General features: G+C 67.9%; 19 protein-coding genes. 12 read left to right on the forward strand and 7 right to left on the reverse strand.

The features are described 5' to 3' along the window. Positions 1 to 128: 128 nt before the first annotated feature. The gene (locus tag ABIB25_RS23350; protein ID WP_354530929.1) at positions 129 to 1,787 is read left to right on the forward strand and encodes an AMP-binding protein; all 1,659 of its coding nucleotides are present in this window, start codon (positions 129 to 131) and stop codon (positions 1,785 to 1,787) included. Positions 1,788 to 1,866: 79 nt separating this feature from the next. Here ABIB25_RS23350 and ABIB25_RS23355 read toward each other — a convergent pair whose 3' ends face one another. From ABIB25_RS23355 to ABIB25_RS23370, 4 genes are all read right to left on the reverse strand, one after another. Beyond that, positions 1,867 to 3,384: an AMP-binding protein gene (locus tag ABIB25_RS23355; protein WP_354530930.1), complete on the reverse strand. Its 1,518-nt coding sequence runs from the start codon at positions 3,382 to 3,384 to the stop codon at positions 1,867 to 1,869. Positions 3,385 to 3,413: 29 nt separating this feature from the next. After that, on the reverse strand, positions 3,414 to 4,121 hold the full coding sequence (locus tag ABIB25_RS23360; protein WP_354530931.1) for a hypothetical protein: 708 nt from the start codon (positions 4,119 to 4,121) through the stop codon (positions 3,414 to 3,416). Between the two features lie 27 nt (positions 4,122 to 4,148). Further along, positions 4,149 to 5,660: a carotenoid oxygenase family protein gene (locus ABIB25_RS23365; protein WP_354530932.1), complete on the reverse strand. Its 1,512-nt coding sequence runs from the start codon at positions 5,658 to 5,660 to the stop codon at positions 4,149 to 4,151. 90 nt (positions 5,661 to 5,750) lie between these two features. After that, positions 5,751 to 6,980 (reverse strand): acetyl-CoA acetyltransferase, encoded by a 1,230-nt coding sequence (locus tag ABIB25_RS23370; protein WP_354530933.1) that lies wholly within the window; start codon positions 6,978 to 6,980, stop codon positions 5,751 to 5,753. A 164-nt stretch (positions 6,981 to 7,144) separates the two neighbouring features. On the opposite strand from ABIB25_RS23370, the gene ABIB25_RS23375 reads away from it, so the two are divergent. The 7 genes from ABIB25_RS23375 (at position 7,145) to ABIB25_RS23405 (ending at position 14,699) form a co-directional block, all read left to right on the forward strand. Further along, positions 7,145 to 8,368, forward strand: coding sequence for an acetyl-CoA C-acyltransferase (locus ABIB25_RS23375; RefSeq protein ID WP_354530934.1), 1,224 nt, complete (start codon positions 7,145 to 7,147; stop codon positions 8,366 to 8,368). Then, complete coding sequence (locus ABIB25_RS23380; RefSeq protein ID WP_354530935.1) at positions 8,365 to 9,270, forward strand: SDR family NAD(P)-dependent oxidoreductase; 906 nt, start codon at positions 8,365 to 8,367, stop codon at positions 9,268 to 9,270. The genes ABIB25_RS23375 and ABIB25_RS23380 overlap by 4 nt, the downstream gene beginning before the upstream one ends. Continuing rightward, a complete protein-coding gene (locus ABIB25_RS23385) occupies positions 9,267 to 10,235 on the forward strand; it encodes an acyl-CoA thioesterase (protein ID WP_354530936.1) in 969 nt (322 codons plus the stop codon). The genes ABIB25_RS23380 and ABIB25_RS23385 overlap by 4 nt, the downstream gene beginning before the upstream one ends. 110 nt (positions 10,236 to 10,345) lie before the next feature. Then, the gene (locus tag ABIB25_RS23390; RefSeq protein ID WP_354530937.1) at positions 10,346 to 12,064 is read left to right on the forward strand and encodes a class I adenylate-forming enzyme family protein; all 1,719 of its coding nucleotides are present in this window, start codon (positions 10,346 to 10,348) and stop codon (positions 12,062 to 12,064) included. Beyond that, positions 12,061 to 12,783 carry a VOC family protein gene (locus ABIB25_RS23395; protein ID WP_354530938.1) on the forward strand — a complete coding sequence of 241 codons (723 nt, stop codon included), beginning with the start codon at positions 12,061 to 12,063 and terminating at the stop codon, positions 12,781 to 12,783. The genes ABIB25_RS23390 and ABIB25_RS23395 overlap by 4 nt, the downstream gene beginning before the upstream one ends. Then, positions 12,780 to 13,562, forward strand: a complete 783-nt coding sequence (locus ABIB25_RS23400; RefSeq protein WP_354530939.1) for an enoyl-CoA hydratase/isomerase family protein — start codon at positions 12,780 to 12,782, stop codon at positions 13,560 to 13,562. The genes ABIB25_RS23395 and ABIB25_RS23400 overlap by 4 nt, the downstream gene beginning before the upstream one ends. A 153-nt stretch (positions 13,563 to 13,715) precedes the next feature. Beyond that, a complete protein-coding gene (locus ABIB25_RS23405; protein ID WP_354530940.1) occupies positions 13,716 to 14,699 on the forward strand; it encodes a winged helix-turn-helix transcriptional regulator in 984 nt (327 codons plus the stop codon). Between the two features lie 62 nt (positions 14,700 to 14,761). On the opposite strand, the gene ABIB25_RS23410 is transcribed toward ABIB25_RS23405, so the two are convergent. From ABIB25_RS23410 to ABIB25_RS23420, 3 genes are read right to left on the reverse strand one after another with little or no spacing between them, the layout of a single operon-like run. Further along, positions 14,762 to 15,805 carry an NAD(P)H-dependent amine dehydrogenase family protein gene (locus ABIB25_RS23410; protein ID WP_354530941.1) on the reverse strand — a complete coding sequence of 348 codons (1,044 nt, stop codon included), beginning with the start codon at positions 15,803 to 15,805 and terminating at the stop codon, positions 14,762 to 14,764. Next, on the reverse strand, positions 15,802 to 16,569 hold the full coding sequence (locus ABIB25_RS23415; RefSeq protein WP_354530942.1) for an SDR family oxidoreductase: 768 nt from the start codon (positions 16,567 to 16,569) through the stop codon (positions 15,802 to 15,804). Before ABIB25_RS23415 ends, ABIB25_RS23410 begins: the two co-directional genes overlap by 4 nt. Continuing rightward, positions 16,566 to 17,141: a nuclear transport factor 2 family protein gene (locus tag ABIB25_RS23420; protein WP_354530943.1), complete on the reverse strand. Its 576-nt coding sequence runs from the start codon at positions 17,139 to 17,141 to the stop codon at positions 16,566 to 16,568. The genes ABIB25_RS23415 and ABIB25_RS23420 overlap by 4 nt, the downstream gene beginning before the upstream one ends. Before the next feature lie 190 nt (positions 17,142 to 17,331). Here ABIB25_RS23420 and ABIB25_RS23425 point away from each other — a divergent pair, with 190 nt between their 5' ends. From ABIB25_RS23425 to ABIB25_RS23440, 4 genes are all read left to right on the forward strand, one after another. After that, positions 17,332 to 18,090: an ABC transporter ATP-binding protein gene (locus ABIB25_RS23425; protein WP_354530944.1), complete on the forward strand. Its 759-nt coding sequence runs from the start codon at positions 17,332 to 17,334 to the stop codon at positions 18,088 to 18,090. Beyond that, the gene (locus tag ABIB25_RS23430) at positions 18,087 to 18,860 is read left to right on the forward strand and encodes an ABC transporter ATP-binding protein (RefSeq protein ID WP_354530945.1); all 774 of its coding nucleotides are present in this window, start codon (positions 18,087 to 18,089) and stop codon (positions 18,858 to 18,860) included. The genes ABIB25_RS23425 and ABIB25_RS23430 overlap by 4 nt, the downstream gene beginning before the upstream one ends. A 68-nt stretch (positions 18,861 to 18,928) precedes the next feature. Next, entirely contained in the window at positions 18,929 to 19,828 is a 900-nt protein-coding gene (locus ABIB25_RS23435; RefSeq protein WP_354530946.1) for a branched-chain amino acid ABC transporter permease, read from the forward strand. Continuing rightward, positions 19,825 to 20,964, forward strand: a complete 1,140-nt coding sequence (locus tag ABIB25_RS23440) for a branched-chain amino acid ABC transporter permease (protein WP_354530947.1) — start codon at positions 19,825 to 19,827, stop codon at positions 20,962 to 20,964. The genes ABIB25_RS23435 and ABIB25_RS23440 overlap by 4 nt, the downstream gene beginning before the upstream one ends. Positions 20,965 to 21,014: the final 50 nt, after the last annotated feature.

Here is a 21,014-nt window from a genome sequence, read left to right on the forward strand (position 1 = left end):
CCCGATCAAACTGGCGACGACGGCATCAACAACGAGCCCGGCACTGCCACTATCGGGCCCGAGGACACCAACCTTAAGTGCGACTGTAGTACTAGCCGCAGTAACAGTGTTAGCTGTAGTGTTGGCTCGTGCCAGACCTCGTCGTCGCCGAGCCCGGATCTGCTGCCCCGACTCCGCGTTCGGGCGCCGGATCGCCCTCACCGGACCGCAATTGGTCCCACCATGCGGACGGGTCGCGGGTGCGCAACATCGCCGACATCCTGCGGCGGCGGGCCGTCGCGACGCCGGATGCACCCGCCGTCCTGCAGGGTGATCGGGTCACCACGTACGGCGAGTTGGACGATCGTTCTTCCCGGGTGGCGTGCGCATTGCTCGCCGACGGAGTGGTCGCCGGTGACCGGGTCGCCTACGTGGGGGTCAACGCTCCCCCATTCCTGGAGGTGCTCTACGGAGCGGCCAAGATCGGCGCCATCGCCACTGCGCTCAACAACAGATTGGCCCGGCCCGAACTGCTCGCCATTCTCGCCAACGCCGAGCCGGCCGTTCTGGTGCAGGGTGCTCATGAGCCCGAGATACCGCTCGGGGCAACAGCATCGCTGCGGCGCGTGGTCCGGGCCGACGAGTACGAGACCTGGCTGACCGGGCAACCGGCTGACGATCCTGGGGTGGAACCGGATCCGCAGGACCCGGCCGTCATCTTCTACAGCTCCGGGACGACCGGGCTCCCCAAGGGGATCGTGCTCACCGGCGACAACATGAGCCAGGCGCTTGCCGTGCTCAACCACGACGTCGAGTTCGACGCCACATCGGTCGCGATGGCGCCGATCCCGTTCTTCCACATCTCCGGCTTCGGGATTGCCGTCGTGGCCACCCTCAACGGTTCTGCGTTGCTGTTGGAGACCGAGACCGAACCCCCCGCGTTGGTGAGAATGCTGGTCGCCCGGAAGGTCTCGCACGCAGCAGTGGTGCCCACGCTGGTGCAGCGGCTGGTCAACCTGCCCGTCGCGGCCGTTGCCGACTGGTCCGCACTCAAGTACCTGATCTACGGTTCGGCTCCGATGCCGCTGCCGATCATCCAGCGGGCCACGGCGCTCTTCGGCTGCAAGTTCCTCTCCAGCTACGGACTCACCGAGTCCAACGGCGGCGTCACCTTCCTCGGACCGGAGGACCATTTCCCGGCACCCGGCCGCGAGCAGCAGCTCCGTTCGGTCGGCCGCGTCATGCCGGGCGTGGAGCTCAAAGTAGTCGATCCGTCGACACTGCAGGACGTTCCGGTCGGGTCCCGAGGAGAAGTGCTGATCCGCGGCGGGCACGTGATGCTCGGCTACTGGCAGAACCCGGAGGCCACGGCCGCCGCCGTCATGCCCGACGGATGGTTGCGGACCGGCGACGGCGGCAGTTTCGACGAACTGGGCTACCTCTACCTGCACGACCGGCTGAAGGACATGATCGTCACCGGCGGCGAGAACGTCTTTCCCGCCGAAGTGGAGAGCGCGCTGACGGCGCACCCGGGGGTCGCCGAGATCGCGGTGGTCGGCATCCCCTCGGCCGCGTGGGGCGAGTCGCCGTATGCCGTCGTCGTCCGGGCGCCAGGCCCGGAACTGTCGGAGTCGGAACTGATCGGCTGGGCCCGGGACCGCCTGGCGCACTTCAAGTGTCCGGTCGGCGTCGAGTTCGTGTCGGCGCTTCCGCGCAACGCCAGCGGCAAACTGCTGAAGAACCGCCTGCGCGAGCAGGTCACCCCGCTGCGCCCCCCGCCGCAGACCCCGCCGCGTCCTGCACAGTGATCGCTATAGCGATCGCTGTGCAGGACGCAACGGGGGTTCGGCAGCGGGGTTTCGGCAACGGGGGGTTCGGCAGCGGGGGTCAGGGCCAGTAGGGGGCGCGGAGTTGCCGCTTGAGCACCTTGCCGGACGGGTTGCGGGGCAGGGCTTCGACGAACTCGACGGTGGTGGGGCATTTGAAGTGGGCCATCTTCTCCCGGGAGAACCTGATGACCTCCTCGGGATCGGGATGCGCGCCGCGGCTCACCACGAAGGCCATCGGTGTCTCGCCCCACCGCTCCGACGGCACCCCCACGACGGCCACCTCGAGGACGCCGGGGAAGGCCGCCAGCACACTCTCCACCTCGGCCGGGTAGACGTTCTCGCCGCCGGTGATGATCATGTCCTTCAACCGGTCACGGATGAACAGGAATCCGTCGTCGTCCAGCAAGCCCATGTCGCCGGTGCGGAAGAAGCCGTCGGCGGTGAATGCATCAGCGGTGGCCTGCGGGTTGCGCCAGTAGCCCGGTGTCAGACTGCCTCCGCGGACAAGGATCTCGCCTGTGGAACCGCTCAGTAGACGCTCACCCGTTGCGGTGTCGGCGATCTCGATCTCGATCCCGGCGATCGCCCGGCCGGCGGAGCGCAGCCGACTGAGGTCGCCATCCGGCCGGTGCTGGGCCGGACCGAGAAGGGTGGTGGTGCCCATGGTCTCGCTCAGTCCGTACGACTGGAAGAGATCCGCCCCGAAGGTCCGGACGGACGCCGCCAGCAACGGCTCGGAAATCGGTGACCCGCCGTACACCACCTGGCGGAGCGCGGAGAAGTCCGCCGCACTGGCGCGGGCCGACCCGGTCAGCACCTGCATGACGGCCGGCACCATCGCGGTGTGGGTGGCGGAATGGCTGATCAGCGCTTCGAGCATCGAGTCGGCGGTCGGCTCCCTGGACTGGATGATCCGGCCGCCCTTGGCCAGCGTGATGAGCGCCCAGCCACCCCCGGCGACGTGGTAGTACGGCACGGGAACCAGGCTGCGAGAGGATGAATCGACGTCGAAGTTGGAGCCGAAGGCGTCCACTGACCACAGCTGCTGTTCGGCACTGACCAGGACACCCTTGGGGCGGCCGGTCGTGCCCGAGCTGTAGATCAGCTCGATCAGCTCGGCGCCGACGGCGTCCCGACCCGGATCGGTGCCGGGCGCGGCGGCCAGCCAGTCCTGGTAGTCGATCGCACCCGGTACCGCCCCCTGCGCATCGATGACGACGAAGGGGCGGCCGTCGGGGCGGATCAGCGGTGCGAAGGCAGCGCCCGCAATGATGACGGTCACCTCGGCATCGGCCAGCGACCACGCGAGCTCGTCCGCGCCGAGCCGGAAATTGAGCGGCACCAGAATGGCGCCGGCCTTCAATGCACCGAGAAACGTTTCCCAGTACTCGGTTCCGTTCCGGTCGACGAAGCCCACCCGGTCGCCACGCCGGACGCCGGACGCGATGAGCGCGTTGGCGGCCCGATTCGAGGCGCTCTCGAGTTCGCCGAAGGTGGCGGCCCGGCCGTCGCCGGTGATGGCGACGGCCGACGGGTCGATCCGGCTCCCGTCCCGGACCAGCTGTGCAACGGACATGGCGCCTTCCAGTGCTCGAACCGGGTGGGTCAGACGAGCCGGAAGGTAATCCCGGCGAGGCCCGGATCGGCAGCCGCCGAGGAGGCCGTACGCAGCACGACGGTCCAGTCGGCGCTCGGGCCGCCGGGAACGAACCGGACGTAGGCGACACTCAGGTCGACAAGATCGGACTCGACCGGATCACCGAGGTCCATCAGCCTGTGCCACAACAGGTTCATCGCTGCCGGGTCGGCCACCGGTACCTCGACACCGAGGATCTCGTCGATGGCAGCCCCCGGTTCGGGACCGGGGTTGATGTCGTCCCAGAACCACTCCGCCGGATCGGCGATCCCGTCGATCTCCAGTACCAAGCCGACATCCTTGGGGTGCAGCTGGAGGATGACCTTGCCGAAGGCCAGTTCGTCGATCGGCACCCGGACCCCGAGCTCGGCAGCCCGGGCGCGGACACCCGCGGGATCGGGATGCTGGACCGAGAGCACGAATCCGCCGCGGCCACCGATCTTGCCCAGCCACTTCCCGACCGGTCCCTGCTCCTCGGTCGATCCGACGATCTCCAGGTACCGCTCCGCCGAGACGGGGAGGGTGGCGTCGGCCAGTGAGATCTTCTTCAGCTCCGGGTCGGCGAACCCCTCCCCCAACCCGAAAGCCGTTCGTACCGCTGTGGTGTCGGCGTAGTGCTCGGTGGTGGCGATGACCACCTGGCGCAACTTGGCCCAGCTGTGGGCAGTCTCGGTCATGTGCTCTCCCGCGTCATCGGTGGAGACTCAGAGGTCCAGGGCAGAGGCAGGGTGGTCGTGTTCGCGCCAGTCGGGGATCATCGAGCCGGGCGCCCAGGTGGCGTGCGTACCACTGGAAACCCGTTCGGGCAGTTGTACTCTCGCCAGTGGGCCGGCCGCGAGGTTGCGGGCGTCGAAGACGAGGCACTCGGAGACGTCGTGGTTCATGTCGGAGACGATGGTGATCAGATATCCGTCGTCCTCGCCGGTGGAACCCAGGCGCGGAGCCATGGCCGTCTCGCTGCCGAAGACGCCCTCGCCGAACAGGTACTTCTCCTCGATGCCGGTATCGGCGTCGTGCTTCACCAGGCCGTTGAACAGGAACCAACCTGGCTTGGTGGTCGCCGAGTAGCTGTACCGATGACGGAGGCCGGCATGCTGCTGGTTGATCATGCCGAACTCGCTCTTGGTGTCGGACAGCGGTTCCTCCTTGCTGAGCCCGGTCACCATGTTCAGGCGCCACCGGTGCAGTTGCGGCCCCATCAGCTCGTTGTCGAGGAAGCGGAACATCCGCTGGTACAGCGTTCCGTTGCCGGCCGGCGGTTCCGGGTCCTGCTGGAAGTAGCCGTCCAGCACGATCTCGTCGCCGTCCTCATAGGCGTTGACCCAGTGCAGGACGTACGTCGGGTCCGCCTCGAACCACTTGATGTCAGACGTCTGGCCGCGCCGCGGGATCACCGCGAGGCGGGTCGGGATGTCCGGGTGGAAGCGCGCCGCGTACTTGCCCTTCGCCAGCGCACCGGGCGACCAGAACAACGGCATGTCGTTCAGGATGGCGTAGTTCTCGGTGAAGGCCATGTCGTGCGGCAGCCGTGGCCCCGGCAGCGGCACCTCGATGTAGTGCACCAGGTTGTCCTTCGCGTCGACGACGCCGTAGTGCATGTACGGGGCGTCGGTGCCGTAGTTGAAGAACAGCAGCTCGCCGGTGCGCTCGTCCAGCTTGGGATGCGCGGAAACGCCGACTTCACTGGGGAACTGGCCGTTCCAGCTGGCCTTGCCCAGCGTTTCGAGTGTCGTCGGGTTCAGCCGGTAGAGGTCGCCGCACTGGTAGAAGCTGGTCAGCGCGACGCCGTTGTGCATCACCACGTCGGTGCTCGAGGCGTCCTTCATCCGGCCGCGTGCACCCCACCCGGTCTGGGTCGGCGATTTGGCCGGATCCTCGGCCAGTCCGGCCCACAGCGGCCGGCCGGACTCCTGCTCGGCCCTGAACCCGTCGGTCTGCACGAAACGGTTGCGGTAGAACGCTTTTCCGTCGCGGAACCCGACGACGTGGACCATGCCGTCGCCGTCGAAGGGGTGGTAGATCTCCATCGCCGGGTGCACGGGATTCTCGGTGTTGCGCAGGTAGGTGCCGTCAAGGTCGGCCGGGATCTCCCCGATCACCGCCAGGTCGTCGGCCTTGCGCTCGACAGTCTGCGGGCGCCACGGTCCGGTCCGGTAGGGATGGTCGTCATCGGCCGGCAGCGTGGTCAGCGCGCGACCGAGAATCTCGATATCCATGTCGAATCCTCACTTCTCGAATGAAACAGCTGCGTGGAACAGGCAACAGCGAGCGACGACGTCCAGGAGTCACCCGTCGTGAAACGCGGCTCAGGCACCGGCCCCGACGACGAAACTTGCACACGTCGTCGTACTGCCACCGATGTTGAGCGTCGCCACCGTCTTCGCACCGGGGACCTGGTAGGCGCCGGCCTGGTCGGTGACCTGCTTGTAGGCATCCAGCACCATCCGGACGCCGGTGGCGCCGACCGGATGTCCGCCGCCGATCAGTCCACCGCTGGGATTCACCGGGATCCGGCCATCGATCTCGAGATCGCCGCTGTCGACGGCCTTCCAGCTGTCGCCCGGCCCGGTGATGCCGAAGTGATCGATGGCGGCGTACTCGCTCATCGAGAAGCAGTCGTGAGTCTCGATGGCGTCGAGCTGGTCGACGTCGGCGATCCCCGCCCTGGCGAACGCATCGGTGATGGTGCCCCGCAGGTGCGGCAACACGTACTCGTCCTCCCTCGACCGATCGAGCTTCTGCTGCAACGGGAGTCCGACAGTCCGATGGCCCCAGCCCAGGATCTGCGCCTTCGGCCGTGCGCTGACGTCGGGATGGGCGGCCAGATAACGGTCAGAGACCACCACGATGCCCGCGGCGCCGTCGGTCATGGCGCTGCAGTCGGTACGCCGGACGCGGCCCTCGACGCTCGGGTTCACGACGTCGTCGTCGGTGAAGCTCTCGGCCGTGTACTTCCAGTCGCGGGTCTGGGCGTTCGGATTCACCTTGGCGTTGCGCACGTTCAGCTCGGCGATCGCGTGCACGTACCGGTCGTCGAGGCCGTAGCGGCGGTCGTACTCGTCCGCCAACCTGTCGAACATGTACGGCCACATGAAGGTCGCATCATGGCCCTCGTGGCCGATCCAGGCCGCTGCTCCGAGATGCTGCGCGCCCAGATCGCCGCCCACCGTCTTCTCGATCTCGGCGCCCAGGACCAGCGCGACGTCGTACCGACCGGCCTCGATCTCCGCCATCGCGGCCATCAGCGCCATCGACCCGGAGGCGCAGGCCGCCTCGTGACGGACGGCCGGGACGCCCCACAGGGCCGGCTCCACGGTAGCGGGCATCCCGCCCAGCTGGCCCTGCCCGGTGAACAGTTGCCCGAAGGCATTCCCGACGTGCACCACCTGGACGTCGGCCGGAGAGATTGCTGCGGCCCCGAGGGTGCCGTGGACGGCCTGCGCGAAGAGCTCGGCGAAGTCCACCCCGTCGCGGACGGTGTTCCGGGCGAAATCGGTCTGGTGTCCACCGATGACCCAGCTCGAACTGACACCCATCGGCTACCCCTTTGTTTGCCTGCTTCGGTTGATTCATTACTACAACAAACAGTGCTGCTCGTCAATGACGCCGACCGACGTGGACCGTACTAACGCCACCGGTCCCGAACTCCGCCGACCCCTTGTGATTCCAGCGGGCAGGTACTACAACTGGCAGAGTGACCATGCAATCGACAACGCGGTCGGATGTGCTCGTCTTCGACTTCGTCCGCACCCCACGGGCCAAGGGATCCAGTCGCGGTTCCCTCCACCACCTCACGCCCGTGGACGCCCTCGTGCACCTGGAACACGCCCTGGTGGAGCGCACCGGGCTCGATCCGTCCGACGTCGAGGACGTGACCATCGGGAACAGCGCCCAGGTAGGTGATCAGGGTGCGAACATCGCGCGGACGTCGGTGCTGCTGGCCGGGTGGGGGGACGGGGTCCCTGGCGTCACGATCAACCGGTTCTGCGCCTCCGGGGTCGACGCGGTCGGCCAGACCGCGGGCCGGATCCGCGGCGGTGACCTCGATCTGGCCGTGGCCGGTGGCGTGGAGAGCGTGTCCCGGGTGCCGATGTTCTCCGACGGTGGCCCGCTGTGGGCCGATCCCGACGTGGTCCGGCGGATCGGATCCATCCACATGGGTGTCGCGGCGGACCTCAACGCCACCCTCGAGGGTTTCGAGCGGGAACAGCTCGACGCCTACGGGATCGAGACCCAGGACAAGGCGAACAAGGCGTGGGACACCGGCTTCTACGACCACAGCGTGGTCCCGGTGCCGCTCCCTGGTGGTGGGTTCTTCGCGCGCGACGAACTGATCCGCTCCGGCACCACCATGGAATCGCAGGCGGCGCTCGCCCCGGCCTTCGCCGACCTGGGCGCCTCGGGCCAGGACGAACTGGCACTTCTCCGGCATCCCGAGGCCGGCACGATCCGGCACCTGCACACCGTTGGCACCTCACCGGCGCTCGCCGACGCGGCGGCACTGCTGCTGCTCGGGTCCGCCGCGAGCGCGGAGCGGCTCGGGCTGACGCCACGGGCGCGGATCGTGGCCAGCGCGGTCGCCAGCACCGACGCGGTCATCATGCTGACGGCCGGGCAGAGCGCCGTCGAGAAGGTCATCGCCAAGGCCGGTCTCCGTCCGCAGGACATCGACATCTTCGAGTTCGCCGAGGCCTTCGCGGCGGTCTGCCTCCGATTTCGGCGTGACCTCGATGCCGACGCGCAGCGGATGAACCCCAACGGCGGCACCATGGCCATGGGACACGCTTTCGGCGCCACCGGCGCGATCCTGGTCGGGCAGTGCATCGACGAACTCGCGCAGACGGGCGGCCGCTACGGGGTTGCCGCGGTCAGCGGTGCCGCCGGCCTCGGCGTCGCCGTCCTGATCGAGCGGGTCGGGGCATGAACGGTCTGCAGGGCCTCGCCGGCATCGTGACGGGCGGCGGCAAGGGGCTGGGTCGGGCCTTCGCGCTGGCTCTCGCGGCAGCCGGGGCCGGGGTCGTCGTCAACAACCGCAACCGTCAGGTCGACGCGGACGGACTCGGGCCGGCCGACCATGTGGTGCGTGAGATCACCGACGCCGGCGGGGATGCCGTCGCCGAGCACAGCGACGTGGCCGACCCGGACGCAACAGCGGCGATGATCGCAGCGACCATCGACCGGTACGGCCGGCTCGACTTCCTGGTGACCAGTGCGGCCATCAGCGGTCCGGAAATGTTCCACAAGACGAGTGCCGAGCGGTTCGACGCGGTGACCAGGACCAACATCGGCGGGACGGCCCACCTGGCCTCGGCCTGCTCGGCACTGATGCGCCCGGCCGGATTCGGGCGCATCGTGCTGATCGCCTCGACCGCGGGCCTGCACGGTGAACCGACGGCCTCGGCGTACTCGGCCAGCAAGGGGGCCGTCATCGCCCTCGGCCGGGCGATCGCCGTCGAGGGCGCGGCCCGCAACGTGCTGACGAACGTGGTGCTGCCCTACGCCACCACCCAGATGACCGACACCGGCATGAATGCCGACTACCGGTCGCTGATGACGGCCGAATCGGTCGCGCCGGTGGTCACCGCCCTGGTCGACCCGACCAGCACGGTCAACGGACAGGTGCTGGTCTGCGGCGGCGGCGCGCTGCGGGTCGCGGACACGATCGAGTGGGGGTCGGTCGGATTGCCGGGAACGCTGACCCCCGACCAACTTGCCGACCTGATCCGGCAGAGCAGAGCTGGTACCGCCCATAGCTTTCCCACCGCCCAGGAGGCCTTCCTCGACTTCGCCGCCGGTGCCGGATCCCTGGCGGCGGTGCATCTGTGACGCCCCCGACCGGCAGCACCGGATCGGCCGTCACCACGGACACCAGCACCAGCACGATCATCGACGGACCCGCACTCACCACGAGCATCCTCGGATTGCTGGACCCGGAACTGATCGCCGCCGACCGCTTTCTCGGCGCTCGCGGACAGATGACCCTGCCGCGGGTGTTCGGTGGCCTGGTGCTCGGGCAGGCGCTGGTGTCGGCGGGCCGGACGGTGCCGCCGGAGTCCGGCAAGGTGGCGCACTCGCTGCATGCGTACTTCCTCCGCGCCGGCGACCCGGATCTGCCCATCGAGTACCAGGTCGAGCGGGTGCGGGACGGCCGTCGGTTGTCGTGCCGGACGGTGACCGCCTCGCAGAACGGCCGGTCGATCGCCACGGTGATGGCATCGTTCGCCGCCACCACCGGAGGTGTCACCCACCAGATCGAGCCTCCGGAATCGACCCCGGCGCCCCAGGTTCCGACGTTGGCGGAATCGGCCAGACGGTGGGGCGGACTCGGTCCGGCCTGGGGTGGCTTCGAGTCCCTGGAGATCAGGGTCGACCCGCAGCAGGTGGACCGGTCGATCACCGCGGGCCGCGTCGAGGCAACGTCCAGCACCGACCAGGTGTGGCAACGGGTCCCGTGCCCCCTGCCGGAGGACCAACTCATCCACCGGGCCTTCCTGGCCTACGCGAGCGACGTGATGATCCTGGCGGCCGCCCTGGTCCCGCACGGGGTACCCGTGGGCTGCGAGGAGGTCGGCGGACGTCTGCTCTGGGACGGAGTCTCGGTCGATCACGCGATCTGGTTCCACACTCCGGTTCACGCGGACGAATGGATGCTGTTCGTGCAGCAGTCCCCCGCCGCTGCCGACGGACGGGCCTTCACCAGGGCCGAGGTCTTCGCCGCTGACGGCACTCTCGTCGCCTCGGTGGCCCAGGAGGGGCTGATCCTCTCGGTCGAGGACGGCGAACCGACATGACGGGGCCTGGAAAGACGGCAGGGTCAAGGGGATCTGGGCCGGAACGAACGGCGTCATCACCGAACTGATCGGGCGCAGAGCTCGGTCCGACGAGGATCAAGAGGATCCACATGCGGCTCTACACGCAGGACGAGGTCGACGGGTTTCTGGCCGATGGATGGTGGTCGGGTGACACCTTCATGGATCTCCTCGCGCGCCATGTCCGGGACCGGCCGGAACATCTGTCCCTGGTCGACCCGGCCAACCGCGAGAGCATCACCGACGGTGCGCCCCGGCGGTTGACCTGGGCCCAGGTCCAGGTCGAGGTGACGCGTCTGGCCCGTTCCCTGCACCGGGCCGGGGTCCGCGCCGACGATGTGGTCGGGGTCCAACTTCCCAACGGCGTCGAGCTGGCCCTGGTCTACCTGGCCGTGGCCGATCTCGGCGCGATCGCCTGTCCGTTCCCGGTCCAGTACGCGCAGCACGAGCTGGTGCAGATGGGAAACCTGGCCGGCCTCAGCTACTTCGTCACGACGTCGCGGGTCAACCGGACCCGCCCGGCCGAGCGGATCATGTCCGTCCTACCGCGGATCCCCTCCTTGACAAGGATTCTCGCCTGGGGCGATGGCCTTCCGGACGGGGCGATCGACCTGGCGGCCGACATGCCCGACCAGAGGGGCGATGTCGAGTTCGAGGAGTACCGATCACAGCGGCGGCCTCATCCCAACGACTGCGTGACCCTCTGCTGGACCTCCGGGACCGAGGGTGTCCCGAAGGGGGTGCCCCGCAGCCACGGCGACTGGCAGGTGGTCGCGATGGGCACCATCTCCACACCGAAGCTGACCGCGGACGACGTGCTGCTGAACCCCTTCCCGATGGTCAACGCCGGCGGAATGGCCGGGATGTTCCTACCCTGGCTGATGCTGGGCGCGACGCTGGTGCAACACCATCCATTCGACCTCGCGGTGATGCTGCACCAGATCGAGGACGAGAGGGTCACCTATACCTGCGCGCCGCCCGCAGTCCTCAACAGCCTGATTGCAGACCCGGAGCTGCTGGGCCGGCACGATCTCACCTCGCTGCGGGCCATCGGATCCGGTTCGGCGCCGCTGTCGGCCTGGATGATCCAAGGGTGGGAGACCGGCCGCGGTGTCGAGGTGCTCAACCTGTTCGGCTCCAACGAGGGCCTCTGCCTCTTCGGCTGCCCCGACACCATTCCCGACCCGGCCGACCGCGGCCGCCTGTTTCCCCGACCCGGCGATCGGTCCTTCTCCTGGCGGGCCAGGGCCGGACGCGAGACCCTTTCCCGGCTGGTTGATCTCGACACCGGGCTGGACATCACCGAGCCCGGGCTACAGGGTGAGCTGCGGGTCAGCTCGCCGACGGTCTTCGCCGGGTACTGGGGCTCGGTGGCCGACCCGTTCGACGAACAGGGCTACTACCGCACCGGGGACATCTTCGAGATCACCGGTGAGGGTGGACATCTGCTCGTCTACGTGGACCGGGCGAAGGATCTGATCAGCCGCGGCGGTTACAAGGTGTCCGCGGTGGAGATCGAGTCGCTGCTGCTGGCCCACCCCCAGGTCGCCGAGGCGGCCGTCGTCGGCATGCCCGACCCGCTGCTGGGCGAGCGTCTCTGCGTGTTCGTCACGCCGCGCTCGCCCGGCGCGGCCCCGGATCTGGAGAGCCTGATCGAGCTGCTGCGGCACGAGGAGGTCGCCAAGTTCAAGTGGCCCGAACGGCTGGAGATCGTGGAGGCACTCCCCCGCAACCCGGTCGGCAAGGTGCTCAAACGTGAACTGCGCCAACGACTCGCCGCTGCGGCCGGGATCGCGGGGATGCTCGCATGACAACCCTGCCGATGTTGCGTCAGGTGGTCCTGATGACCGGCCAGCTGGACGACGCTCTGGAGAGGACCCGGTCGTGGCTCGGGCTGCACGCCGGCATCCGCGAGGTCCAGGCCATGGCGCAGTGGGGTTTCGAGCACGAGGTGTTGGCCATCGACGAAACGTTCGTGGAGATCGTGTCGCCGCTGGCGGCTGATTCCGGTCCTGGTCGTCTGCTCGCCGCCCGTGGGGACTCCGGGTACATGGTGGTGCTGCAGGTGCCGAACCTACAACTGGTGGTGGATCGCGCGGCCGCGGCCGGCATCACCCCGGTGGTGCGAGATGTGCTGGACGGCAACCCCATCAGCCAATGGCATCCGCGGGATCTCGGCACGCTCGCCGAGATCGACGAGATCGAGCCGGGCGGTTCCTGGCACTTCTGCCCGGCCCTGTCGGACACCGGCAGCAGCGAGGTGGTCTCCGATCTCGCATCGGTGGAGATAGCGGTGACCGATCCGGCCGGCTACGCGGCCAGATGGGCGACCCTACTCGATCTACCCCTGGACGACGGGGCCACCGACCTCGTGCTGGCGCAGGGCCGGCTCTGCTTCGTCCGGATCCAGGAAGCCGGTAGGGGCCTGACGAGTGCCACCTTCACCGCGGCCCCCGGTACCCCCGCCGGCGAACGAACCGTCTGCGGTGTCCGTCTGATCGTCAGCGAAAGGCAGGAGGATCGAACATGAGCGGCAGCATCCACTATGAAGTCGAAAAAGGCATCGCGACCCTCACCATCGACCGGCCCGAGAAGCGGAACGCGCTCTCCTACGCCATGTACAACGCCCTGATCGACCGGGTGGCGCAGGCGGACGCCGACCCCGCAGTCCGAGTGCTGATCCTCACCGCCGTCCCCGGCCAGTTCTGTGCTGGAACGGATCTCACCGAACTGCGCGATGTCGACGTCAACGATCCCGGTGCGAATCGGGAGGAATTCGCAGAAGGCAAGCAGTGGTATCTCACGGACTGCAGCAAGCCGGTGATCGCCGCCATCGACGGGCCGGCCGCCGGGCTGGGCGTGGAACTGGCCACCCTGTGCGACATCCGGATCGCGTCCACCAGAGCCCGGTTCTCCTGGATCTTCGTGCGTCGCGGGCTGGTCCCCGATACGGGGGCCGGCACCTGGGCCCTGCCGCGGATCGTCGGCCAGCAGAATGCGATGCACCTGGTGCTGTCGGCCGATTTCATCGACGCCGCCCAGGCCCTGCGCATCGGGTTCGTCCTCGAGGTGGTCGAGCCCGACCAACTCGCCGCACGGGCCCGAGCGTTGGCCGAGCAGATCGCCCTCGGGTCCCCGTACGCGGTGGTCAGGGCCAAACGTCTGCTCACCATGGGTGCCTCGCAGACCAGAACCGAACACCTGCGGACCCATCTGGACGTCCTGACCCAGTGCCAGCTGTCCGCCGACCATCGCGAGGGTGTGCTTGCGTTCCTGGAGAAACGACCCGCTGCCTTCACCGGACAGTGATCGAGCGCACCGCTCGACGGATGGCCGCCGGTCAACCGCTGCTGGTCGCTTTGGCAAAATTGCACCCGGAAGTTAAGTTGGCGAATGACACCGGGTGCCCGGCGACGCCGTCGGTCGAAGCCGACCGTTCCGGTTCATCGACTGGGGGATGACGTGGACCTGGACAAGCAGTCCGCCGCCCGACAGATCACCCTGCTGGACGAGGGCGGTCCCAACGCGATCGCAATGGCCAACGGCATCGTCGGCGACGAGTGGACCCTGTGGATCGTCGAGATGGGACTCAACGGCATCACCCAGTACAACGAGTGGCTCCGGGCCGGGCCGATCTCCAGTTCGGTGCTGACGGCACGACTGTCCCGGCTGGTGGAGACCGGAATCATGGAGCGGGTCCGCTACCACTCCCGACCACCTCGGCACGACTATCGGTTGACCTACCGAGGAAAACAGATGTGGCCGATCCTGCTCACCATGTGGGCCTGGGAGAAACAATGGGTCGACGATCCGTCGGAGAATCTCCCGCAGATGCGACACACCAGGTGTGGAGCCATCTTCGCGCCCGTCCTGGTCTGCGAGTCGTGTGAACACGAAGTTGCCGCGCGTGACGTCCAGGGTCGGCTGGGCCCCAGCGGGGACTGGTCGCGCAGCATCCCGTCGGCGGCCACGCGGCGGCGGTCGCACTCGGGCACCCGACCCGCCGAGGTGGTGAGCCAGACCATGGCCATGGTCGGCAACCGCTGGTCCGCCGCTTTGCTCGGCGCCGCTTTCATGGGGGCGACCAGATTCGGCGAGTTCGAGCAGCGCATCGGTGCGCCCCCGACGATCGTTGCCGAGCGGCTGCGCACCTTCTGCGAGTTCGGGGTGCTGACCCAGAGCCCTAATCCACAGCGCCCGGACTGGGTGGTGTATCACCTGACCGACAAGGGCCGGGCGTTCTACCCGGTTGTCGCGTCGATGATCGAATGGGCCCAGCGGTGGTTCCACTCACCCGACGGGCCCACTCTCCGCCTGGAGCATCTGCAGTGCCACCGCGCCTTCCATCCGCGGCTGATCTGCGGCGAGTGCCGCGAGAAGCTCCGTGGATCGGCCGTGCAGGTGGTGCGCCCGGTCGACGACGCCGGCCAGGCCACTGCGCTCTGAGCCCGAGACCCTCTGTCTGACGACATCATCGCAGGCTGAACAGCTCCGGACCTGGCCGGCCGTCAGGCGAAGCGGTAGGGCGCGAACGTCACCGGTTGCAGGATTCCCGGTGGTGCGGCCAGCACCGCCGGGATGGCGGAGAGCACGATGCCGGCGGTGATGTACTGCCCGCCTGTGGTCCGCACGGCCGCGTCAACCGGATCGTGCAGGTCGATCGACATCGTCAGTTCGGGTTTGCCGGTCATCCTCAGGAACCAGTGCGGCCGCCCTGCGTAGCGCGGCAGGGATGGGTCCATGGTCCAGATGATGGCCAGGCTCAGCCGGCGCCGGCCGCCGACGCTCAGGTGCCAGCGCCACTCGGTCGCCACCACGGTGCCGGCACTGATGGTGCCCGCCCCGATGTCCAGCTCGGCCGGAGCCAACTCGAAGTGGTGATCGTCGGTGATGACGTAGTCGTGCAGGCCGAGGCGGTCTGCCATGAACATCAGGGTTTCCGAGTACAGCGTCCGGTACAGGCCCGGAAGTGGGCCGTCCAGGAGATCGACCGTCGCCGGGTCGGTCCCCATCCCCATCACGGTGAAGACGAAATCCGGACTGGTCATGCCGCTGGCGTCGAACACCTCGGAGATGTCGATCGCGTCGAGGTCCAGGCTGGTGCTGGCCAGTGTCATCGCGATGCGCTCGCCGATCACGCCGGGACTCACCCCCACCCCGAACAAGGTGGTTCCGCCGTCGGCGCATGCCTTCTCGAACATCTCCGCCCGAGCCGGGCCGTGCGCGGCGGGATAGTGGTTGCCCGCCGTCGTGATCACGTTCTTGCCACTGCGGAGCAACGCACAGAGATCGTCGTCGTGGAGTTCGTAGGGGAGCTGCAGACGTGGCGAGTGGATCACCACATCCGCGTCCAGGTCGAGGATCTCCTGTCGATCGTGGGTCCCGAGGACACCGACCTCCGGGCGACGGGCGATCGTGCCGGCGTCCCGGCCGACCTTCCGGTCGCCGTAGACGTACAAGCCCACCAAGTCCAGGTCCGGCGCATCGAGAACACCGCGCAGGCAGGTCTTCCCGATCGCCCCGGTGGCCCACTGCACCACGCGGACCGTCATCGGGGAGTACGCCCGGTGGAGAGCACACCGGAATTCATCACCTTCGCCATTCCGCGCTCCCAGCGCACCGGGTCGAGGGCGTACTTGGCCCTGGCCTGGATGGCCATGGCGTCGGTGTCGAAGATGCGTTCACCACGTTCCATGGCACCGAGGCCGCTGACGGCGATGTCCCGCGGATCCTCCTTGACGCCGTCGACGTGGTCGGCCATCCGGGTGTCGACCGACCCGACCACCAGCGCGGTGACGCTGGTGCCCTGCGGTTCCAGTTCCGCCCTGGCGATGATCGAGAGGTACAGCGCGGCCGATTTGGCCGGTGAATAGCCACCCATGAAAGCGGTCGGGATCGCGCCCGCCACCGACAGGACGTTCACGATCGCACCCCCGCCGTTGGCGCCGAGCACCGGCGCGAAAGCCCTGATCATGTTGAGCACACCGAAGTAGTTGACCTCCATCTCCTGACGCGCCATCCCCGGATCGGCAGCCAGAACGAGCCGATCCTTGCCGTGCAACCCGGCATTGTTGATCACCACGGTGACGTCCGGACAGGCCAGAGCGGCCGCCAGCACCGATGTCTCGTCGGTGACGTCGAGCGGTAGTGGGACCGCACCCGCGTCGAGCAGTTCGATCGGGATGTCCTGCACCGACCTGGCCCCGCAATACACCTTGGCCGCGCCGCCGTGCAGCAGTTCCTGGACGAAAGCCTTTCCGATGCCACGGTTCCCGCCCGTCACCACGGCCACAGAACCCTTGATTCTCGAACTCATCCGGCCACTCCGATCCCGCCGGCGGAACCGGTGTGCGCGGACAGCGCTTCGTAGACGGGGTCGTCGGGAAACTTCCCACCGTGCAGTAGTTCGGCCGGATCCAGCCGTCCACCCAGCCACCGCTCGGGACGCGGGCCCAACTCCTGGGACCAGTCGAAGCGCAGGCGTCGACGCTCGATCCCCCACCGCCCGTGTTCCCGGCGCAGTTCGTCGATGATGCGCGAGGCCACCAGGTAGTCCGTCACCACGCCATCGACCTTCACCCTGGTGAGAGCCAGGACGTAGTGCTCGGACACCGCCAGATCACCATCGAGATCGACGTCGATCAGGACGTTGCTCAGGGTATGGGTGCCAACCGAGCGTGGATGGCGAAGGGCGTCCTGGATGGAGTCGACATAGCCCTGCGCCGGTCCCGTGTACAGACCGCCGTGTTCCTCGGTGGCCCCAGGTAGATAGCAGGCTCGCAGGGCGTCGATGTCGCCGCGGTCGATGGCCCGAAGGTACCTGGTCAGCAGATCGGTGATCTGGCTCCTGGCCACCAGCTCCGCCACGTCGTCAGCGTCGTTGCTCATGGCTGGCACGCTACAACTAGCGGCGTGACTTGCCTAGTCCCGATCACAGTTCGCGCAGAAGTGGGCCCAGCCGTTGACCTACGGCCATGGATGCAGTAACAATCACACTGCTAACTGAAGTGCGTCACGTCACACGTCAGTCGGCGTCGTCTCATCGTCGAGCGAGAACCGAAGATCCGGAGGCCGATCGGTGCTGCAATGCAAGGACCTCGTGCTGACCTTCGGCGGGATCACCGCCCTCGACCACATCAGCTTCACCGTCGCGGACAACGAGATCTGCGGTCTGATCGGGCCCAACGGCGCCGGCAAGACTTCACTGTTCAACTGCGTCACCCGTGTGTATCGGCCGACCCAGGGGTCGATCACCTTCGACGGCACCGACCTGCTGTCGCTCCGCCGTCACCAGATCGTGCGCCGCGGCGTGGCAAGGACCTTCCAGAACCTCGCCCTGTTTCCCTCCCTCACGGTGATGGAGAACGCCATGGTGGGAGCGCACTCCCGCTCGACACCACACCTCCTGACGTCGGCCGTCGGTTGGCCGGCGGGTCGCACCGCCAAGCGACGGCTGGAGTCCGAAGCGTCGTATCTGATGGCAGTCCTCGACCTCACCGACGTCGCCTTCCGCCCCGCGAAGGGCCTGCCCTTCGGAACCCTCAAGCGGGTGGAACTGGCCCGGGCGCTGATGAGCAGGCCGACCCTGCTGCTGCTGGACGAACCGGCCGGCGGGCTGACCCATTCGGAGGTCAAGGATCTCGGCTCGCTCATCGTCTCGCTGAAGAACGAATTCCACTTCAGCGCCCTGCTGGTCGAGCACCACATGGGCCTGGTGATGGGGATCTCCGACCACGTCGTCGCCATGGACTTCGGCCGCACCATCGCCGACGGGGCACCGGCCGATGTGCAGCGCTCCCCCGAGGTCGTCGCCTCCTACCTGGGACGCTCTGCATGACGGGCCCCGGCACGCACGGGCCGAGCATCCGGCCAGGCGGAGCAACACGCCCGGAAACCACGGCGCTGCTGGAGATCCGCGACCTGCACGCCGGCTACGGAGCGGCCAACGTGCTGCAGGGGATCGATCTGACCGTCGCGCGTGGCGAGGTGGTGGTGGTCCTCGGTGCCAACGGCGCCGGCAAGACCACGTTGATGCGCGCCATCGCCGGCCTCATCCCGCACACCGGCGAGATCCTGGTCGATGGAGCAGGTGTCGGCCGCAGCCGCCCCGATCTGATGCTGGGCCGCGGGATCGGCCTCGTCCCCCAGGGCCGCGGCACCCTCACGGACATGACGGTCCGCGACAACCTACGGGTCGGCGCGGTCACCCGGAAGGACAAGGCCGGGGTCGCCGAGGACATCGAGAAGTGGTGCGGGGTCTTCCCGCGGCTGGCCAAGCGCCGCGAACAGGTCGCCGGCACCCTGTCCGGCGGCGAACAGCAGATGCTCGCCATCGCCAGGGCGATGATGTCGCGCCCGCGCCTGCTGCTGTGCGACGAGGTCAGTCTCGGGCTCGCGCCGATCGTCGTCCAGGAACTGTTCGGGGTGCTGGCCGGCGTCAACTCCGACTCCGGCACCGCACTGCTGCTGGTGGAGCAGAACGCCGAACTGGCGCTCGAGGTCGCCGCCCGCGTCTACCTTCTCGAGGTCGGCTCGGTGGCAGCCACCGGGCCGGCGGAGGAGTTCCGTACCAACGACGCGATCCGGCGTGCCTACCTCGGCTACTGAATCGACCACCCGCCCGCGACCCAGATCTCCGACCTTCCAGCGACTACGAACGGGAGCGCACACGTCACGTGGACATCTTCTTCGACCGGTTGTTCTCCGGGCTGACCGCCGGATCCCTGTACACCCTCATCGCCCTGTCGCTCGTCGTGGTGTTCCGCAGCTCCAAGACGATCAACTTCGCACAGGGGGAGTTCGCGCTGTTCTGCTGTTTCATCGCCTGGTGGCTCACCACCAAGGGCCTGCCGATCATCGTGGCGTTGATCCCGGCGATGCTGGTCGGATTCCTGCTCGGGGTCGTCACCGAACGCACGCTCATCCGGCCGGTCCGCCGACGGAGCGAGACCGCCGTGCTGATCGTGGGTCTCGGTCTGTTCACCGGTCTGAACGGCTTGGACGGGTGGATCTGGGGCCCGGCCAACAAGCAGTTCCCCGAGATGCTGCCCAGCGGCGACTCGGACTACTTCCTCGTCGGTGGCGCGCGGCTCCACTACGACTCGATCGGCATCTTCCTGATCATGCTGCTGGTGGTGGGACTGCTGTCGTTGCTGTTCAACAAGACCTCGCTGGGCCTGCGCATGCGCGCGGTCGCCACCAACGCAGAGTCGGCGTCCCTGTCGGGCGTCAAGGTCGGCACCGTCCTGAGCATGAGCTGGGGGATCTCCGCCGCCATCAGCGCACTGGCGGGCATCCTGCTCGTCCCGGTGCTGCCCCCCAACGAGCTGGACCTCAGCTCCTTCTTCTCGATCCTGATCTTCGCCTCCGCAGCCGCGCTGTTCGGTGGGCTCGACAGCGTGAAGGGTGCGGTGGTCGGCGGGCTGGGGCTCGGGGTGGCCGAGTCGATGCTGAACGGCTACGCCACCTTCCTGGGCGGTTCCCTGCAGCTGACGGTGGCCCTGGTGATCATCGTGCTGGTCCTGGTGTTCAAGCCGACCGGTTTGTTCGGAGCCCGACGAGTGGAGCGAGTGTGACCACCCAATCAGCCGATCGGGAACCCCGGGCGGCCTCCGAGCCCTCGGACGCCCAGCCGATCACACCGGCCGGCACCACCTCCCCGGTCCGGAAACACCGGCGCCGCCTACCGTTTGTCATCCGACGCAACTCGCGGTCCCACGTCGGCCTGATCGGTGTCGGCGTGGTCGTCGGGCTCGCCATGGTCCTGTGGGGCGGCGGTTTCGGCCAGTTCAACCAGGGGCAGCTGACCAGGGTGATGATCTACGCGATCGCCATCGCCGGACTGAACATCGCCACCGGTTACACCGGTCTGGTCTCCGTCGGGCATTCGGCGTTCTTCGGCCTCGGCGCCTACACGACCGGAATCCTGGTCGTGCGCCACGGCTGGAGCCCGGAGGCGACGATCCCCGTCGCCTTCGTCGTCTGCTTCGTCGTCGGCCTGGTGGTCGGCCTCCCGGCGCTCCGGATCAGGGGGCTCTACCTGGCCATGGTGACGCTGGCCTTCGGCGTCGCATTTCCCGAGGTGATCGCACGCTTCAGCGATCTCACCGGAGGGGCGCAGGGGCTGACGATCCGACGGGCCATGCTGCGTCCGCCGTCGTGGTCCGGTTTCTCGCTCTCGGAGAAGGGCCAGTGGCTGTACTGGCTGTGCGTGGTCGTGCTGATCCTGGTGCTGATCGTCGTGCACAACGTCGTGCGGAGCCGCTACGGGCTGGCGATGATGGCTGCACGTGACAACGAGATCGCCGCGTCCGCCTCGGGTGTCAATCTCGCTGTGGTCAAAACCAGCGCGTTCGGCCTGTCCGGCGCACTGACCGGCGTCGGCGGTTCCCTGTTCGCGATGTACCTCGGCAGTCTGGTGGCGAACGACTCCTTCACCCTGCTCAATGCCATCGCGCTGCTCACCGGGCTGGTGATCGGCGGCGAGGCGACCCGCTTCGGACCCATCATCGGGGCCATCGCCGTGGTCTACATCCCCTACTACACCTCCGATCTCGGCCAGGGTCAGGCCGCGGCGGTGCTCTTCGGCGCTGCCCTCATCATCATCGTGTTCATTGCTCCGGAGGGTCTCACCGGCGCGTTCTTCCGCGTCTTCCGAAGAGTCCTGACCGTGATTCCCGTGCTCCGGAAACCGCAGCCACCCGCCGATTGAACGCCCCTCACGCCTTCCCGCCCGTCACACCTGCACTCTCGCATGCCACC

The organism is Nakamurella sp. UYEF19, assembly GCF_040546275.1.
Classification (GTDB): Bacteria; Actinomycetota; Actinomycetes; order Mycobacteriales; family Nakamurellaceae; genus Nakamurella.

Bases quoted from the DNA above. Each gene is read 5' to 3' on its own strand.
- ABIB25_RS23355 (WP_354530930.1), bottom strand. From the start codon at position 3,384: ATGTCCGTTGCACAGCTGGTCCGGGACGGGAGCCGGATCGACCCGTCG.
- ABIB25_RS23360 (WP_354530931.1), bottom strand. From the start codon at position 4,121: ATGACCGAGACTGCCCACAGCTGGGCCAAGTTGCGCCAGGTGGTCATC.
- ABIB25_RS23365 (WP_354530932.1), bottom strand. From the start codon at position 5,660: ATGGATATCGAGATTCTCGGTCGCGCGCTGACCACGCTGCCGGCCGAT.
- ABIB25_RS23370 (WP_354530933.1), bottom strand. From the start codon at position 6,980: ATGGGTGTCAGTTCGAGCTGGGTCATCGGTGGACACCAGACCGATTTC.
- ABIB25_RS23375 (WP_354530934.1), top strand. From the start codon at position 7,145: ATGCAATCGACAACGCGGTCGGATGTGCTCGTCTTCGACTTCGTCCGC.
- ABIB25_RS23380 (WP_354530935.1), top strand. From the start codon at position 8,365: ATGAACGGTCTGCAGGGCCTCGCCGGCATCGTGACGGGCGGCGGCAAG.
- ABIB25_RS23390 (WP_354530937.1), top strand. From the start codon at position 10,346: ATGCGGCTCTACACGCAGGACGAGGTCGACGGGTTTCTGGCCGATGGA.
- ABIB25_RS23395 (WP_354530938.1), top strand. From the start codon at position 12,061: ATGACAACCCTGCCGATGTTGCGTCAGGTGGTCCTGATGACCGGCCAG.
- ABIB25_RS23400 (WP_354530939.1), top strand. From the start codon at position 12,780: ATGAGCGGCAGCATCCACTATGAAGTCGAAAAAGGCATCGCGACCCTC.
- ABIB25_RS23410 (WP_354530941.1), bottom strand. From the start codon at position 15,805: ATGACGGTCCGCGTGGTGCAGTGGGCCACCGGGGCGATCGGGAAGACC.
- ABIB25_RS23415 (WP_354530942.1), bottom strand. From the start codon at position 16,569: ATGAGTTCGAGAATCAAGGGTTCTGTGGCCGTGGTGACGGGCGGGAAC.
- ABIB25_RS23420 (WP_354530943.1), bottom strand. From the start codon at position 17,141: ATGAGCAACGACGCTGACGACGTGGCGGAGCTGGTGGCCAGGAGCCAG.
- ABIB25_RS23430 (WP_354530945.1), top strand. From the start codon at position 18,087: ATGACGGGCCCCGGCACGCACGGGCCGAGCATCCGGCCAGGCGGAGCA.